This is a genomic window from Aeromicrobium sp. PE09-221, from assembly GCF_002174305.1.
Taxonomy (GTDB): domain Bacteria; phylum Actinomycetota; class Actinomycetes; order Propionibacteriales; family Nocardioidaceae; genus Aeromicrobium.
Map to the genome: position 1 here is coordinate 105,243 of NZ_MIJB01000032.1, position 17,087 is coordinate 122,329.

Consider the following 17,087-nt stretch of genomic DNA (forward strand, 5'->3'; position numbering starts at 1 on the left):
GAGCAGCCCGCTCGCCCGATCCGGCCACCGGCTCCTCTGCGCCACCGTCGGGATGCTCCAGCCTACGCACGCGCCGGACGCCTGAGAGGAAACCCATGACGACGATCCTCACCTACGGGACCTTCGATCTCTTTCATATCGGTCATGTACGACTACTGAGTCGCCTAGCCGAGCTGGGCGATCGACTCATCGTGGGTGTTTCCACAGATGAGTTCAACGCCGCGAAAGGAAAGCGCTCTTTCATCCCTTATGAGCATCGAGCCGAGATCGTCGCCTCGATGCGAAGCGTTGACCGTGTGATCCCTGAAACCAGCTGGGAACAGAAGAGAGCAGACATCATCCTGCACGGTGTAGATATCTTCGCTATCGGCTCAGACTGGAAGGGAAAGTTCGACACTTTATCCGACCTCTGCGAGGTGCGCTATCTGGAGCGGACGGATGGAATCTCCAGCACGGAGTTGAAGGCCCAGCTGGCGGCACCGGAACCGCAGGAGATAGAGCGCCTCGGTCACGCTTTGGATATCTTGCAGCAAGTGGTCGATAACTATCGCGGGCTGCCCTGAGCATCGACCTGCATCAATAGCTCAGCCACCTGGACATCCGTCGGCCCCGTCACTTTCATGTTCCGTTCGTCCCCGGAGACCACCGCGACAATGACCTGCGGCATATAACGCACCACTACGCTGCAGTCGTCGGTGGCGGCGAACTCGGGATCCTTCCACGCCCGCTCGTAGGCAGCCGCAATCACAGAGCGTCGAAAGGCCTGCGGTGTCTGATTTCGCCGCAACGCCTGGCGGGGCACGATGTCCTCGACGGTCAGCGCCTGTCCCCGAGGGCGACTCGCTGCGATCGTGTCCGTCACCGGGACTGACGTCACCACCGCATCGAAACTCGAGAGAGCCTCGACGACATCACTGATGATCCGTTGGGACACCAACGGGCGCGCTGCGTCGTGAAGAAGCACATTGCATTCTCTGTCACCGATAGCATTTAGGGCTATGGTTGCACTTTCGCTGCGCGTCGAACCCCCTTCCAGCAGCTGTGTGACCTTGTCGTAGCGACCATCCAGAAGCACCTTACGGACCGAGCCGAGATGTCCTGGTGCCATCACGATCACGATCTCATCGACACCGCGCGCGGCCTGGAAGGCGGCCATCGTGTGCTCAATGACCGTACGGCCGGCAATCTCGATGAGCTGCTTGGGAACCGGGGAGCCAACTCGGAGGCCGGTACCGCCTGCAAGGATGACGGCGACATTGCGCAAGTCACTCATTCCTCGGACTCTACCGTCGGCCCCAGCGGACCGGCGGTGCGAGATCCCTGCTGAGCGAAGCTATCGTGGCAGCGAGGTAACGATAGTCTTAACAAGGAACGAACGGAGGGAACCCTATCGCCACGTTAGAAGTTCTTGAGGTGACGAATAATCACCTCAAGATCGACCCCGCAGTGGCCGCGGAGCGCGCATCGATCGACATCCTCATCAACGGCCATCGCGTGTGGTCGGTGGACCTTCTTTCTGAACCACTGCCCAAGGATGGCGTCAAGGAATGGCCCGCCGCCCTAGCACCCTTCCTGGACGGTCACGCAGAGGTGATGGTGGTTGATTCTGCCACCGGAGAAGAACTGGCCGGCCAGAGCGTCCGGCTCGGTACCTCGCAGTCAGCGATCGCGGTCGTCGATCATCAGGGACGCTGGCTCGCCGTGAACAAGTGGGGACGGATGGGCAAGTCCTTCGCCGGAGCCGAGGAAGGGTTGCGCGACCGGCTGCTCGATCACCTCGATGACCTGGTCGTCTTCTGCGAGAGTCGGAACCTACGGCCCTTCGTGGTCGGGGGGACCCTCCTGGGAGCCGTCCGCGAGGGCAAGATCCTCGGCCATGATGACGACGCCGACCTGGCCTACCTCAGCCGTCACACCCATCCCAGTGACCTCGCGCTGGAGAACTTTCAGATCGAACGCGAACTCGAAGCACGCGGGATCGAGGTCGTCCGGCACTCGACCGCACACCTCCAGCTCACCTTCAGGACGTCGAGCGGCAAGGTCGACGGATATGTTGACCTGTTCACCGCCTTCTTCCGCGACGACGGCACCATCAACCAGCCGTTCCATGTCCGCGGACCGATGCCCGAGGCCAGCATGGTGCCGTTCTCCACGGTCACGCTTGAGGGCCGTCCCTATCCCGCTCCTGCCGTGCCCGAGGACTGGCTGGTCGTCAACTATGACGAGAACTGGCGCACCCCGCTACCGGGGTATAAGCTCCATACGCCTCAAGCGACCCAGCGCCGGTTCCGCAACTGGTTCGGCTCATACAACTTCCAGCGAGACTTCTGGGAGGAGCACTACGAATCCGGAGTCGCGACGCTACCGTCTGATGCCCACGATGTCCGCGGAGCGGAGTACCTCGCCGCTCACGTGACCGGAGGTTCACGCGTTGTGGATCTGGGCTGCGGTGCGGGTTCCAACGCCGCCTGGCTGGCGACCCACGGCTTCGATGTGACCGCCGTCGACTACTCCCCCAATGCGCTCTCCTTGACATGCAACCGTCTCGGCGCGAACGATGCCGATGTCTCCTTGCTTCGTCTCAACCTCAACGATTTCCGCCAGTACGCGGAGCTACTGCATCAGCTGGCCGACGAGCCGCGCCCGACACATGTGCTGGCCTCACACCTCCTCGAGCGCATGGGACATCTCGGTCGGTACAACGTGCTTCGCGCGTTCCGCCACGTGGCGAGACTCGGCGGGACAGTGGTCGCCGTCATCGACACCGTGCCTGCACCCGACGTCAGCTTCCGTGATCCGAGTACCTGGCACCTGGAGGTCAGCCCGTTCAAGAACGAACTGGCATCTTTCGGTCTCTCGCTGATCCGCCCCCGCCTGCTCACCGCGACACCCCGCGACCATCAACGACGTACGCTGCTGTGCGAGATCGCACTGTCACCCGGCAGCGTGAAAGGAAGCGCCCAGTGAAAGAGAAGATCCTCGCGGTACTCCGTTCCATCTCCCCGCGGCTCGCGGACCGCGCGATCCGCGCCAAACAGTTGGCGTCGCCGACAAGTGTGAAGTCGCGTATCCACCGGGTCGCGCTCCTAGAAGCCCGCGTCGAGACGCTGACCGAACAGGTCCGGGAACTCCGCGAGGAGATCGATGAGTCGCGCCGTGATGCCCTCCGTGTGGCCGAACTCACCGACATCGTCGAACATCGACTTTCCACTCCCAAGGAGTCTTGACCACGTGAACCAGCACGTCTCAGCCCGCGTCGCCCCAGATCACGGCACGGTTGCCGCAGTCGTCGTCACCTACAACCGGATAGAGAAGCTCCAGCGCACCATCGCCTCGCTGCGGGGATGTGATCGCCGGCCGGACAACATCATCCTGGTCAACAACGCTTCGACCGACGGCACTGACGCCCTCCTCGACTCGATGGCGGACGATGACGACATCACCGTGCTGCATCTGCCGGAGAACGTCGGTGGCGCAGGGGGGTTCGCCGCTGGCCTGCGGCATGCCTGGGAACTCGGTCATGACTGGTTCTGGGTCATGGATGACGACTGCTACCCCGAGCCGGCCTCCCTCTCGCGACTCCTCGAGGAGCACACCGATCTCGAGGCCTACCTCAAGCGACCGCTGAGCTTCTCCTGTTCAGTGGTCAAGGCTCCGGACGGAAGCCTGTGCGAGATGAACGAGGCCGTGACCATGTGGGATTGGCCCCGCTACCTGGTGCACGGCTTCAACTCCGTCAAAGTGAGCGAATGCACCTTCGTCTCGGTGCTCCTTCCTCGCTGGACAGTCGAAGAGCACGGACTTCCGCTCGCCGAGTACTTCATCTGGTTCGACGACAAGGAGTTCACCAAGCGCCTCACGCGGGCGGCCCGTCCCGGTGTTCAGGTGCTGGACAGCCAGGTCGTTCACGACATGGGCGTGAACCGTGGTGTCAACTACGGCCGCATCACAGAAGGTGATCTCTGGAAGTTTCGTTACGGCGCCCGCAATCAGGCCTCGTACCGCTGGCATTACGAGGGAAAGTGGTCATACCTGACCTACGTCCGCCGGGTCGTGCTGCAGATGCGTGAGGCGAAGCTGCCCCGCCACATCCAACGTCAGATGTGGAAGGCGCTGGTGACCGGCATCCGATTCAACCCCCAACCGGGTCGCGTCCAGGATCGCGCGTAGCGCACCGGACTCTGGCGTCAGGACGTGAACCGCGGCGGACGCCAGGCCGATGATCCCCGCGCCCCACCACGATCGCCTTCTGCATCGAGTCATCTCTTCCTCACCGGCCGCCCGACGATACCGGCAAGATGGCCGCGGAGCAGGCACCGGGCTCTCAGACACTCGCCCACCTCGCAGCGGTCGAGCGCTGACGCCACACGACATGATCTCGATACGGTTGCCCTGAGAGGGCTTCCTCCTCGATCACCGATCCCACGGTGCCGAGCGAGAACTCAGACGCTGGGCCGCATGACGGCTTCGGCCTGGGTGGACTTCCACTCGCGGAAGCCCTCCTCGGTCACGCCGTGACGCCAGTAGGCCGACACCGACAGGTCGGCACGGTCGACGCGACCGTCCAGCAGATAGGGGCGCACGGTCTTCAGCAGCGCCGATTCACCGTGCACGAAGGCCTGGACGCGACCCTGGGGCCAGGTCCATCCGCGCACCGCGCTGTCGAGCAGATCGGTCGTGCCCGGATGCGACGGCGCGCGATGCAGCCACCGCACGTCGAGATCGGCGGCCGTCGAGAAGCCCAGCTGGTCGGTCGGACCGTCGACCTCGAGGAAGGCCGTCGCCGATACGCCGGAGGGCAACCGCTCCAGCGCCGCCGCGATCGCGGGCAGGGCGGACTCATCACCGACGAAGAGATGGTGATCGGCCTCGGGTTTGGGCGCGTACGCGCCGCCGGGGCCACGCGCATGGATCCTGTCCCCCGGCCTGGCCTGGGCCGCCCAGGGACCGGCAAGCCCCTCATCACCGTGGACCACGAAGTCGATCGCGAGCTCACGCGCCTCGAGGTCGACCCACCGGATGGTGTAGGTGCGCAGGATCGGCTGTGCCTCGGCCGGCATCGTCTCGCGGACCAGGGCGAGGTCGAGCGGGGCGGGATAGTCGAATCCCTCACGCAGGAAGGCGAGCTTGACGTATTTGTCCGTGGCCTCGATATCGCGCTCCGCGAAGTCCTCGAAACCGGGACCCCCGAGGATCACCCTTCGCAGGCGAGGAGCGATCTCCTCGGTGCGCTGTACGACGAGCTCGACCGCGATATTCTTCGACACGTCGGTAAGCCTACCCTTGCTTCCCTGACGGACGGAGACCGTCCGAACGGTTCGATCCGTGTCCACCGCTGTTAGCCTGACGACGTGACGCATGGACTCGACCCGGCCTCCTTCGACCCGCAGATCCGCCCACAGGACGATCTCTTCCGCCACGTCAACGGCCCCTGGCTGCGTGATGCGCCGATCGCTCCGGACCGCGCCACCGCCGGCGCCTTCGTCACCCTCGTCGACGACGCCGAGCAGATCGTCCGCGCCATCATCGAACGGTGCGCCACGTCTGCGGAGTCCGACGAGGAGCGCATGATCGGCGCCTTCTATGCCAGCTTCATGGACACCGAGCGCGTCGAGGCGCTCGGTGCCTCACCGCTCGCGGCCGATCTCGAACGGATCGACGGCATCGCCTCGGTGGACGATCTGGTCATCGCCATGGGAGCGCTCGAGCGCTCAGGCATCGCGAGCATCATCGGCATGTACATCGCTCCGGATCGCGGCAATCCCGACCGCTACATCACCCATATCGTGCAGAGTGGCCTCGGCCTGCCCGACGAGTCCTACTACCGCGAGGAGCAGTTCGCGCCGGTGCGCGAGGCCTACGCGGCACATATCGAGCGCATGCTGGGCCTGACCGGTCTCGACGACGCATCGTCCCGCGCGGCTCGCATCATGGACCTCGAGACGCGTATCGCCGCACTGCACTGGGATCGCGTCGCGGTCCGCGATGCCCAGAAGACCTACAACCCGCGCAGCATGGATCAGCTGCTCGCTTCACTGCCCGGTTTCGACTGGGCGGCCTGGCTCGATGCCGCCCAGATCGACCCGGCTGTCCTCGCAGAGGTCATCGTCTCGCAGCCGTCCTATCTCGAGGGTCTCGCCGACCTGCTCATCGAGGACCTCCTGCCGTCCTGGGGCGACTGGCTGCGCTGGCAAGTCGTCCATGCAGCCGCTCCCTATCTCTCCGGCGACTTCGTCGACGAGAACTTCACCTTCTACGGCAAGACCCTGCAGGGCACCGATGAGCTGCGCCCCCGCTGGAAGCGCGGTGTGAGCTTCGTCGAGGGCGCGATGGGCGAGGCCATCGGCAAGATCTACGTCCGCAGCGAGTTCCCGCCCTCCTCCAAGGAGCGCATGACCGAGCTGATCGGAAACCTCATCGAGGCCTACCGCCGGTCCATCAGTGAGCTGACCTGGATGAGCGACGAGACGAAGAAGCGTGCCCACGAGAAGCTCGACGCCTTCACGCCGAAGATCGGCCACCCGGAGACCTTCCGCGACTACTCCTCGCTCACGGCCGACCCGGGCGACCTGCTGGGCAATGCCCGCCGCGCGCTCTCCTTCGCGATGGATCGCGAGCTGGAGAAGATCGGGCAGCCCATCGACCGCGACGAGTGGTACATGACCCCGCAGACGGTCAACGCCTACTACAACCCGACCATGAACGAGATCGTCTTCCCCGCCGCGATCCTGCAGTGGCCGTTCTTCTCCCCCGATGCCGATGATGCCGTCAACTACGGTGCCATCGGCGCGGTGATCGGCCACGAGATCGGCCACGGCTTCGACGACCAGGGCTCGCAGTACGATGGCACGGGCGCGTTGCGCAACTGGTGGACCGATGAGGACCGGGCCGCCTTCGAGCAGCTCACCGGCTCATTGATCGCCCAGTACGATGAACTCTCACCCGAGAATGCGGACGGCCGAACCGTGAACGGGGCGCTGACGATCGGTGAGAACATCGGCGATCTCGGTGGACTGGGTATCGCCTACCGGGCGTACCTGATCGCGCGCGGAGACACCGTGCCGGAGCCGATCGACGGCCTCACCGATGTGCAGCGGTTCTTCCTGTCCTGGGCACAGGCTTGGCAGAGCAAGGTGCGCCCGGCCGAGACCGTCCGACGCCTCACCGTCGACCCGCACTCTCCGCCGGAGTTCCGCTGCAATCAAGTCGTGCGCAATATCGACGCCTTCTACGAGGCGTTCGGAGTCACCGAGGACGACGCACTCTGGCTCGACCCCGCCGACCGCGTCACCATCTGGTGAATCCCCTCGAGATTCAGCCGATCAGGTAGATGATGCCGTTGCCCGCGCGAGCGGCATCGACGGCGAAGTGCTGGACCCGGATGAGGAACTCTGCCACGCTGGCGACCTCCTCGCTGCGGAACATCGACCGCACGTCCCGCTCCCCCAGCAACACCAGATCGGCGGCGATCCTCGACACCTCGTCCGGCTCCAGCACCCGGATACAGGGCACCCGCGACGCATCGTCACCGCAATGCCGTACGTCCCCCTCGAACAGCCGAGAGGAAGGACGCGGCTCGGCACCGTCCGTGGTCAATCGGTGCAGTTGGCGCCGGCGCTTGTCCAGGTCGACGATCGCACCACCGGACCGGCCGTCACCGCCGGCCGGCGATTCGGCCGACACAAAGAAGCTCGGGTCGTGCCGCGCGAGACCGATGAAGTGTGGCTCTACTTGGTAGGCGTAGTAACGGAGTCCCATGACGGAAGGTGACCGTCACGGCAGCATCGCAACGGCGGTGGCACCGATCTGTGGACAGCGAACCGGGTGCGCTCCGCCTGTGGACCCGACCGTGGTCTAGCTGCCTCAGGCGCAGGCGGAGTTGGTCCACCAGTCGCCCAGCAGGGCGACCGCCTCGTCCCCGAGCGGATTCACTCCCGGGCCCTTGGCGAGCGAATGCCCCACCAGCACGTGCAGGCATTTGACCCGGTTCGGCATGCCGCCAGCGGTGATCCCGTCGATCTCCTCGACGTGACCCAGCGCCTCGCGCTCGGCCAGGTATGACTCATGGGCCGACCGATAGGCCGCGGCGAGGTCGGCGTCCTCGGTGAGGCGCTGCGACATCTCCGCCATCAGACCGGATGCTTCCAATGTGCCGATCGCTCCGGCCAGTCGCGGGCAGGTCAGATAGTAGAGCGTGGGGAACGGCGTGCCATCGGGAAGGCGCGGCTCGGTTTTGACCACATTGGGATGCCCGGAGGGGCAGCGCGAGGACACCTCGACGATGGCCCGCGGCGGCCGCCCCAGCTGCTCGGCGATCGTCGTCAGGTCGTCATCGCTCAGGGTCACGGATTCTCCAGTACGTCGTCGGAACGCGCCTCTTCCTCCGGGTCCGGCGGATTACCGGCCTGTTCGACGCTCCCCCATAGTTTGCCGTACCAGGGCTCGGCAGCCGCCGTGGGAGGCTCCCCCAGACGACCCACCTCGCCCTGCAGTTGGCCGTCGATGCCGACGACCCGGTAACCGACCTCACCCGGCATCACCCACCCGAAGCGGTCCCGTGCCTGCTGCTTGATGAACGCCGGATCGTCCCAGCGGTCGATCTCGTCGTGGAGGTCGTCGATATCCTGCTCGGCCTGCCGGTTGGCGGCCTTCAACGCCTCGATATCGCTGCGTTGCTGCCACCAGGCGTGCACCGTCGTGGTGTACGAGGCGACCAGCAGCACCACCACCGCGAGCAGGATCACCGCGCGGGCGGTGAAACGCGTCCCAGACGCCTGCTGCGGGGTAGGACGCGCGGCCTCCCCGGGACGACGCGGAGCACTCGTGGTGCTCCGCGTCGCACCCGCGGAGGGCGTCCTCCGGCGCGAACCGGAAGCCGGTCCGCGGGCTGGGGGTCGTCGGGACGCGGCCATCGGCCTCAGCGCGTCAAGCGCGGGAACGCCGAAGCACCGGCGTACACGGCAGCGGGGCCGAGGAGCTCCTCGATCCGCAGCAGCTGGTTGTACTTGGCGACGCGGTCCGAGCGGGCGGGGGCGCCGGTCTTGATCTGGCCGCAGTTGGTCGCGACCGCGAGATCGGCGATCGTGGTGTCCTCGGTCTCACCCGAACGATGGCTCATCATGCAGGTGAAGCCCGATCGGTGAGCCAGATCGACGGCGTCGAGGGTCTCGCTCAGCGAACCGATCTGGTTGACCTTGACGAGCAGCGAGTTGGCGGCACCCTCCGCGATGCCGCGCGAGAGACGCTCGACATTGGTGACGAAGAGATCATCGCCGACCAGCTGGACCTTGTCGCCGAGCTCGGAGGTGATGGTGGTCCAGCCGGTCCAGTCCTCCTCGTCGAGCGGGTCCTCGATCGAGACGATCGGATACGAGGCCACGAGATCGGCATAGTAGGCGGTCATCTGCTCGGCGGTCTTGGCCTCGCCCTCGAAGGTGTACGAGCCGTCGGCGAAGAACTCGCTCGCGGCAACGTCCAGCGCGAAGGCGATATCGGTGCCGACGGTGAGGCCGGCCTTCTCGACCGCCTTGGCGATGTAGTCCAGTGCGGCGCGGTTCGACGACAGATTGGGCGCGAAGCCGCCCTCGTCGCCGAGACCGGTCGACAGCCCCTCCTCGTGGAGGACGGCCTTCAGCGCGTGGTAGACCTCGGTGCCCTGGCGCAGCGCTTCAGCGAAGGTCGGAGCGCCGATGGGGGCGATCATGAACTCCTGAACGTCCACATTGGAGTCCGCGTGCGCACCGCCGTTGAGGATGTTCATCATCGGCACCGGCAGAACGTGGGCGTTGGGGCCGCCGACGTACCGGAAGAGCGGGAGCACCGCCGACTCCGCGGCGGCCTTGGCGATGGCGAGCGAGACGCCGAGGATCGCATTGGCGCCGAAGCTGGCCTTGTTGGGGGTGCCGTCGAGCTCGATCATGACCGAGTCGATCGCCCGCTGGTCGTCGGCGTCGAAGTCCTGGAGGGCATCGGCGATCGGGCCGTTCACGGCCTCGACCGCCTTGAGCACGCCCTTGCCGCCGTATCGGTCGCCGCCGTCACGCAGCTCCACGGCCTCGAACTGACCCGTCGAGGCCCCCGAGGGAACCGCGGCACGGCCGATCGTGCCGTCGTCGAGCGCGACCTCGACCTCGACGGTCGGGTTGCCTCGCGAGTCGAGGATTTCACGTGCGCCGATGGCGTCGATGGTGGCCAAGGCCGTCTCCTGGGGTGTGAGGGTGGGGTCCGACTGCTCTCAGCCTAGCGCGTCGGTCACCCCGCGAGCGCCCGCCTCTCAGGCGCGTTCGGCGTACCGCCGGGCCGCCTGTTTCAGCGCCAGATCCGCGTCGATCCCCTCGGCCCGCGCCTCGGCCACCAGCGCGAGCAGCCGGTCGCCCAGCTCATCGCTCGCATCGAGGTCGATCCCGGTGCGAGCGAGCACCTTTTCGGCGTAGAGCAGCGCGGGCAGGGCCTCGGGGATGCCCTCGGTCGGGCTGCTGCGCTGCTGACGCTCGGCCTTCAACCGCTGCCAATTGGCGTCCACCTCCGCCGCGGATGTCACCGTCGCCTCACCGAAGACGTGCGGATTGCGATAGATCAGCTTGTCGCGGATCCCCTCGGCGACCTCGTCGATACCCCAGCCCTCGCCATCGGAGTCGGCGATCTCGGCGTGGAAGACCACCTGCATCAGCAGGTCGCCCAGTTCCTCGCGCAGGTGCTCGCTGTCGCCGGCGTCGAGGGCTTCGAGGGTCTCATAGGCCTCCTCGATCAGGTAGCCGCGCAGGGAGGAATGGGTCTGTTCCTGTGTCCACGGGCATTCGGCACGCAGCCGCGCCATGACCTCGATGAGGTCACGCAGCGGATCGGTCATGCCGAGCAGTTCAAGGCATCGGGAAGCTCCTGGCCGTCCAGCACCGGACCGGCTACCGACAACGAGCCTGACGGCGCCACGACCTCGCCGATACCGGCCATGCCGAATCTCGGATCGATCGACAGCGCCATGGAGTCGGCCTCCGCCCGCAAGATCTCCTGCCCGATCTGTCCGAGCTCCTGCTCGCTCAGGTCATCGGCTTCGTCACCGAGCTGCCTGCGGGCCAGCTCCGTGGCCACGGCCAGCGCGCGCTCATTGCGCTTGATCGTCGAGACGACGAGATCGGTCTGGTCGCCGAAGACCTGCCGCGCCTGCGCCAGATCGGAGCGATCGAGTCCCGCGACGGTGATCGAGATATCCTCACGCTCGGCCACCTGCTCGGCGACGGACTCGAGGATCAGCAACGAGAGCGCCTGGCGTCGCACCTCCGCCCCCGGGATCGAGCTCGCGCCCTGCGCGGCGGCATTCTGCGCTGCAAGGGTGCAGTAGCCCTCGGTGACCTCGTCGGCCTCGCTCATCGAGATCCGCCCATCACCGACCACCGCGGCGCTTCCGCTGTGCACCGAGCCGCATCCGGTCAGGACGAGACCTGCGACGACCAACAGAGCCAGACGACACCGGACGGTCATGGAACCTCCTCATACCCACAGGACGAACCCAGCCTACCCATGACCTGGATCACGTCGTGCGCGCCTGCGGCCGCCGGCGGTGAGTTGTCACGCACCTCGGTCGTCGGCGGTGCGCTACCGCCCACCTGCACCCGGACTACTGTTGCCTTGTGTTGCACTCGCAGACTCCCACGCTGGCGAACGATTTCGTCGTGCTGGAGCCCTTGGCCACCGCGCACCATGACGACCGACATCCCCTCGCCTCAGGACATGGCGAACGAGATCGAGCGCCGACGCGAACGCCAAGCCGAGGGTGAGATCGCCGCCTGGGCCGTCATCGACCCGGGGAACGGCAGAGCCGTCGGCATGACGACCTACCTCAAACTCGACCCCGCGAACCGCCGCCTGGAGATCGGATCGACCTGGCTCGGCCGCAGTGCACAAGGCACCGCGATCAACCCCACTGCGAAGCTCCTGCTGCTGGAGCGGGCATTCACCGGTCTGGACTGCATCGCCGTGGAGTTCCGCACCCACTGGCACAACCGCCAGTCTCGAGCATCGATCGCGAAGCTGGGAGCGAAACACGACGGGGCCACCGGGTAGATCCGGTTCCACCAGACCCGCCTACTCTCACCGTCACGTCCCTGCGGGACGCAGGATGTGACTCCCTGGCTGTCATAGCAACCCTGAAGACACATCTTTCGTCTCCGCGGGACAGAGGATGTGCCTTCAGGGTCGTCATAGCGACCACGGAGTCACATCCTGCGTGGACCGGCCAGACCCAACGCGACCACCGGTGGCGACCCGGCACGGCTAGCCGGTGATGGTGTCGAGAGCGGTCTCGACCCAGGCGATCAGCTCGCGGTCGCGCAGAGGCTTGCCACCGACCGGAGCAGTCTTCGGATGCGGCAGGAGCGCCACACCCGCAGCCTGCTTGTAAACGCTCTTGGGATACACCCGCGCAAGCCGCAGCTGCGCCGACTCCGGCAGCTTGACCGGGGTGAAGCGGATATTCGACCCCGCCGAGGTGATCTCGTTGAGCCCAGCCTCACGGACCTTGACCCGCAACCGGGCGACGTCCAGCAGCACCTCGACCGGATCGGGCGGGGTGCCGTAGCGATCCACCAGCTCCGCGCGCAACTCCTCGACATCCTCATCGGATCGGACTCCGGCGAGACGCTTGTACATCTCCAGTCGCAGCCGCTCGCTCGGGACATACCCGTGCGGCAGATGGGCCTCGATCGGCAGCTCGATCTTGACCTCGCGCTCGGGCTCCTCCTCGCCTCGGAACTCCGCCACCGCCTCACCGACGAGCCGGATGTACAGATCGAAGCCGACATCGGCGATATGACCCGATTGCTCCCCCCCCAGCAGATTGCCCGCGCCGCGGATCTCCAGATCCTTCATCGCCACCGCCATGCCACCGCCGAGCTCGGAATGCTGGGCGATGGTCGAGAGCCGGTCGTGTGCGGTCTCCGTGAGTGGCTTCTCAGGCGGGTACAGGAAGTAGGCGTAGGCCCGCTCACGGCCACGACCTACGCGACCGCGCAATTGGTGGAGCTGCGACAGACCGAACATATCCGCGCGTTCGATGATCATCGTGTTCGCATTGGACACGTCCAGACCCGACTCCACGATCGTCGTGCAGACCAGGACATCGAACTTCTTCTCCCAGAAGTCGACCATCACGCCCTCGAGCTGCTGCTCGCTCATCTGCCCGTGAGCCGTCGCCACGCGAGCCTCCGGCACCAGATCGCGTAGATGCTGCGCCACCTTGTCGATGCTCTTGACCCGGTTATGGATGTAGAAGACCTGCCCCTCACGCAGCAGCTCACGCCGGATAGCGGCGACCACCTGGCGATCCTCATAGGCACCGACGAAGCTCAGCACCGGGTGACGCTCCTCCGGCGGGGTCGCGATCGTGCTCATCTCCCGGATACCCGTGATCGCCATCTCCAGAGTCCGCGGGATCGGCGTCGCGGACATGCTGAGCACGTCCACCGAAGCACGCAGGTGCTTCAGCGCCTCCTTGTGCTCGACCCCGAAGCGTTGCTCCTCGTCGACGATGATCAGGCCGAGGTCCTTGATCCGGATGCCCGGCTGCAACAGCCGATGGGTGCCGATGACCAGATCCACCGTCCCATCGGCAAGACCCTCCAACGCCGCTTGCGACTCCTTCTCGGTCTGGAAACGCGACAGCGGCTTGATCGTCACCGGGAACTGACCGAATCGCTCGGCGAAGGTCGCGTAGTGCTGCTGCACGAGCAAGGTCGTCGGCACCAGCAGCACGACCTGCTTGCCGTCCTGGATCGCCTTGAACGCCGCTCGCACCGCAATCTCGGTCTTGCCGTAGCCGACATCACCGCACACCAGCCGGTCCATCGGCACCACGCGCTGCATGTCGCGCTTGACATCGTCGATCGTCGAGAGCTGATCGGGCGTCTCCATATACGGGAACGCGTCCTCGAGCTCTCGCTGCCACGGCGTGTCCGGACCGAAGGCGTGCCCCTGCGTGGACTGCCGCGCCGCATACAGCTTGATGAGCTCCCCGGCGATCTGACGGACCGCCTTGCGCGCCTTGTTCTTGCGCTGTGTCCAGTCGCTGCCGCCAAGCCGGTCGAGGGTCGGGGCCTCACCGCCCACATAGCGGCTGACCAGGTCCAGCTGATCCATCGGCACGAAGAGCCGGTCCGCCGGTTGGCCCCTTTTGCCCGGCGCGTACTCGATCACCAGATACTCCCGCGCCGCGCCCTGCACGACCCGATGGATCAGCTCGACGTACCGGCCGACACCGTGCTGCTCGTGGACCACCGGGTCGCCGGGCGTCAGCTCCAGCGGGTCGATCTGCTTGCGGCGACGCACCGGCATCTTGCGCTCGGCGCGATCGGCGACCTTCTGCCCGACGAGATCGTCATAGGTAAGCAGCACCAGACCGAGCTTCTCCGCCACGAAGCCCTCGCTGAGCTCCGCGACGGCGACCTGTACCGTCCGGGGTCCGTCCTCCGATGGCTCGAGCTGCTCGACGGCCCGGGCCGCGATGTCGTGTTCGGCGAGCCACTCGAGCGACCGCGTCACCTGCCCCGGTCCCGGGACGGTGACGAGGACCTCGTGCCCCTCGACGAGCCACCGGCGGATGTCGCCCACCGCCGCGTCCATATCGCCTCGATACAGGGGCGCCGGGTCGACGGCGGCCGATGCGTCGTCTCCGATACCGAAGGGACCGATCGCTCCCCAGGCATGTCCGGCGCGGACCGCGTGGTCGCGCACATCGTCGAGCTCCTTGAACGCGGCCGACCCGAGATCGATCGGCGTATCGGCGCCGGTCGCCGCCGCGGCCCATGACGCCGCGAGGAACTCCTCACTGGTCGCCACCAGATCATGCGCACGAGCCCGTACTCGTTCGGGATCGCACACGAGAACGGTCGACGACGCGGGCAGCAGGTCGACGACGAGCTCCATCTCGCCGACCAGTACCGGGGCGAGCGACTCCATGCCCTCGACGGCGTGGCCCTCGGCGAGCTTGGTGAACAGCTCGGCCAGACCGGGCTGCTCGACCGCCAGTCGTGCCGCGCGCTCACGCACCTCATCGGTCAGCAGCAGCTCACGACACGGCGGCGCCCAAAGCCGATCCACCGCTTCGACCGTGCGCTGGTCCGCGACCGCGAAGTGGCGGATCTCATCGACAGTGTCACCCCAGAACTCCACGCGCAGCGGATGCTCCTCCGTCGGCGGGAAGACATCGACGATACCGCCGCGGACGGCGAACTCTCCGCGCCGCTCGACGAGGTCGACGCGCGTGTACGCGGCCGCGGCCAGGCGTGCCACCACGACATCGAGCTCGATCTCCTGACCCGCGCGTAGCTCGACAGGCTCGAGATCGGCGAGACCCTTGACCTGGGGTTGGAGCACCGATCGCACCGGCGCCACGACCACACGCGGACGATCCACATCACCGTGCACCAGGTGACGCAGGACCGCCAGACGCCGCCCGACGGTGTCCGATCGTGGAGAGAGCCGTTCGTGCGGCAGCGTCTCCCAGGCGGGGAAGTAGGCGACGTGATCGGGATCGTCGACCAGGCAACGCAGATGATCGACGAGATCCTCGGCGGTCCGGGCGGTCGCGGTGACGACGAGGACGGTGGCGGCATCGCGCACGAGAGCCGTGCTCACGAAGGGATAGAGAGCTTCGGTACCGGTGATCTGGAAGTCCGGCGAGCCGGCATCGCGTTCGGCGACGGCCGCGGCGATCGCCGGTTCGCGGGCCATCGCAGCGGCCAGGGGAGCCTGGGAGGAGGGGGAGGTCATCATGTCCAGATTACTCAGCCCGCCTCGCGACGCTCGGGCGACCGCCCCGGCCGGGGTCTGTCCTTCAAACGGTGCGTGGGGTCAGCGGTTGAAGTCACTCTGGGTCGCGACCAGGCCGCGAGTGATGAGCGACTCGATGGCATCGGCCGCCTCCTCGACGTTGACGCCGACATCCTTGCGCTCGGTCGCCGAGAACGGCTTGAGCACGAAGTCGTGCACGGGCTGGCGTCCCGGCGGCCGGCCGATGCCCACGCGCACACGGTAGTAGTCGCCGGTGCCGATGGACTGACGGATCGACTTGAGCCCGTTGTGGCCGTTGTCGCCGCCGCCGAACTTCACGCGCAGCGCTCCGAAGCCGATGTCGAGCTCATCGTGAATGACCACGAGATGATCGGGCTCGATGTCGTAATACGTCATGAGCGACGCCACCGGTCCGCCGCTCTCGTTCATATATGAGCGAGCCCGGCCCAGCACCACCCGCTCACCCTGCAAGCGTCCTTCGAGCACATCGGCTCGACGGCCCTTGTGGGCGGAGAAACGACCGCCGACGCGCTCGGCGAGCGCGTCGGCGACGAAGTACCCGATGTTGTGCCGGGTGGTGGCGTACGTGGGCCCCGGGTTGCCGAGGCCCACGATCAGCCAGGTCATTCCTCGTCTGCGGCGGGAGCCTGGGCCTCCTCGTCGGTGATCGCACCGACCTCGGGCTCGGGCTCATCGTGCTCGATACCGGCTTCGGCCTCGGCCTCTTCCAGCTCGGCCTCGACCTCCGCCGCGGTCGGTGCATGCGTCACGTTGACGATGAGCAGCTCCGGATCGCTCGACAGCTCGACACCCGCGGGCAGGGTCAGGTCGGCAGCCGTGATCTGCGAACCGGCCTCCAGTCCCTCGATCGATGCCTCGAGCTCGGACGGCAGGTGGGTGGCCTCGGCCTCGACCGACACCGACGCGTTCTCGGTGACGACCATGGCATCGGGGCCCGGCTCGCCGACGACATTGACGGGTACCTCGACGACGACCTTCTCACCACGCTTGACGATCAGCAGGTCGGCGTGCTCGATGAAGCCCTTCAGCGGGTCGCGCTGCACCTGCTTGGGGATCACGAGATGGGACTCGGAGCCCAGCTCGATCGAGAGCAGCGGGTTCGGCTTCTTCAGGGCCAGCATGAGGTCATGTCCCGGCAGGGTCACGTGCACCGGATCGGTGCCGTGACCGTAGAGGACTGCGGGCACCTTGTCGCTACGGCGGATGCGGCGGGCGGCGCCCTTGCCGAACTCGGTGCGGGTTTCGGCGGCGATCTTGATCTCGGCCACGGGGGTGATGCTCCT

General features: G+C 66.4%; 15 protein-coding genes and 1 pseudogene. 5 read left to right on the forward strand and 11 right to left on the reverse strand.

The genetic code is table 11. From position 1 onward, the window contains the following. Positions 1-95: 95 nt before the first annotated feature. Positions 96-563, forward strand: a complete 468-nt coding sequence (locus BHE97_RS17370; RefSeq protein WP_087625295.1) for an adenylyltransferase/cytidyltransferase family protein — start codon at positions 96-98, stop codon at positions 561-563. On the opposite strand, the gene ispD is transcribed toward BHE97_RS17370, so the two are convergent. Beyond that, positions 545-1,273, reverse strand: coding sequence for a 2-C-methyl-D-erythritol 4-phosphate cytidylyltransferase (gene ispD, locus BHE97_RS17375; RefSeq protein WP_087625296.1), 729 nt, complete (start codon positions 1,271-1,273; stop codon positions 545-547). The genes BHE97_RS17370 and ispD overlap by 19 nt on opposite strands. Positions 1,274-1,413: 140 nt before the next feature. On the opposite strand from ispD, the gene BHE97_RS19825 reads away from it, so the two are divergent. Then, positions 1,414-2,967, forward strand: coding sequence for a class I SAM-dependent methyltransferase (locus BHE97_RS19825; RefSeq protein WP_140400239.1), 1,554 nt, complete (start codon positions 1,414-1,416; stop codon positions 2,965-2,967). A gap of 264 nt (positions 2,968-3,231) precedes the next feature. After that, complete coding sequence (locus tag BHE97_RS17390) at positions 3,232-4,170, forward strand: glycosyltransferase (RefSeq protein ID WP_201791509.1); 939 nt, start codon at positions 3,232-3,234, stop codon at positions 4,168-4,170. Between the two features lie 272 nt (positions 4,171-4,442). Here the strand turns inward: BHE97_RS17390 and BHE97_RS17395 are convergent, their stop codons facing one another. Beyond that, the gene (locus tag BHE97_RS17395) at positions 4,443-5,267 is read right to left on the reverse strand and encodes a siderophore-interacting protein (RefSeq protein WP_236757764.1); all 825 of its coding nucleotides are present in this window, start codon (positions 5,265-5,267) and stop codon (positions 4,443-4,445) included. 84 nt (positions 5,268-5,351) lie between these two features. On the opposite strand from BHE97_RS17395, the gene BHE97_RS17400 reads away from it, so the two are divergent. Continuing rightward, complete coding sequence (locus BHE97_RS17400) at positions 5,352-7,301, forward strand: M13-type metalloendopeptidase (RefSeq protein WP_087625300.1); 1,950 nt, start codon at positions 5,352-5,354, stop codon at positions 7,299-7,301. Between the two features lie 13 nt (positions 7,302-7,314). On the opposite strand, the gene BHE97_RS17405 is transcribed toward BHE97_RS17400, so the two are convergent. The 6 genes and pseudogenes from BHE97_RS17405 to BHE97_RS17430 all read right to left on the reverse strand — a co-directional run bounded on the left by BHE97_RS17405 (position 7,315) and on the right by BHE97_RS17430 (position 11,478). Continuing rightward, a complete protein-coding gene (locus BHE97_RS17405; RefSeq protein WP_087625301.1) occupies positions 7,315-7,758 on the reverse strand; it encodes a hypothetical protein in 444 nt (147 codons plus the stop codon). Positions 7,759-7,862: 104 nt separating this feature from the next. Beyond that, a pseudogene (locus tag BHE97_RS17410) lies at positions 7,863-8,346 on the reverse strand (DUF501 domain-containing protein); the annotation flags it as partial. Continuing rightward, entirely contained in the window at positions 8,343-8,744 is a 402-nt protein-coding gene (locus BHE97_RS17415) for a septum formation initiator family protein (RefSeq protein ID WP_236757765.1), read from the reverse strand. The pseudogene BHE97_RS17410 and the gene BHE97_RS17415, both read right to left, overlap by 4 nt. 173 nt (positions 8,745-8,917) lie before the next feature. Continuing rightward, positions 8,918-10,195: a phosphopyruvate hydratase gene (gene eno / locus BHE97_RS17420; protein ID WP_087625303.1), complete on the reverse strand. Its 1,278-nt coding sequence runs from the start codon at positions 10,193-10,195 to the stop codon at positions 8,918-8,920. Positions 10,196-10,273: 78 nt separating this feature from the next. Further along, entirely contained in the window at positions 10,274-10,849 is a 576-nt protein-coding gene (locus BHE97_RS17425; protein WP_087625304.1) for a MazG family protein, read from the reverse strand. Next, positions 10,846-11,478 carry a SurA N-terminal domain-containing protein gene (locus tag BHE97_RS17430; protein ID WP_087625305.1) on the reverse strand — a complete coding sequence of 211 codons (633 nt, stop codon included), beginning with the start codon at positions 11,476-11,478 and terminating at the stop codon, positions 10,846-10,848. The genes BHE97_RS17425 and BHE97_RS17430 overlap by 4 nt, the downstream gene beginning before the upstream one ends. Positions 11,479-11,697: 219 nt before the next feature. Here BHE97_RS17430 and BHE97_RS17435 point away from each other — a divergent pair, with 219 nt between their 5' ends. Next, positions 11,698-12,060 carry a GNAT family protein gene (locus BHE97_RS17435; RefSeq protein ID WP_087625306.1) on the forward strand — a complete coding sequence of 121 codons (363 nt, stop codon included), beginning with the start codon at positions 11,698-11,700 and terminating at the stop codon, positions 12,058-12,060. Between the two features lie 210 nt (positions 12,061-12,270). On the opposite strand, the gene mfd is transcribed toward BHE97_RS17435, so the two are convergent. From mfd to BHE97_RS17450, 3 genes are all read right to left on the reverse strand, one after another. Next, a complete protein-coding gene (gene mfd / locus BHE97_RS17440) occupies positions 12,271-15,762 on the reverse strand; it encodes a transcription-repair coupling factor (protein ID WP_087625307.1) in 3,492 nt (1,163 codons plus the stop codon). Between the two features lie 81 nt (positions 15,763-15,843). Next, positions 15,844-16,410 carry an aminoacyl-tRNA hydrolase gene (gene pth, locus BHE97_RS17445; RefSeq protein WP_087625308.1) on the reverse strand — a complete coding sequence of 189 codons (567 nt, stop codon included), beginning with the start codon at positions 16,408-16,410 and terminating at the stop codon, positions 15,844-15,846. Then, complete coding sequence (locus BHE97_RS17450) at positions 16,407-17,072, reverse strand: 50S ribosomal protein L25/general stress protein Ctc (protein WP_087625309.1); 666 nt, start codon at positions 17,070-17,072, stop codon at positions 16,407-16,409. The genes pth and BHE97_RS17450 overlap by 4 nt, the downstream gene beginning before the upstream one ends. Positions 17,073-17,087: the final 15 nt, after the last annotated feature.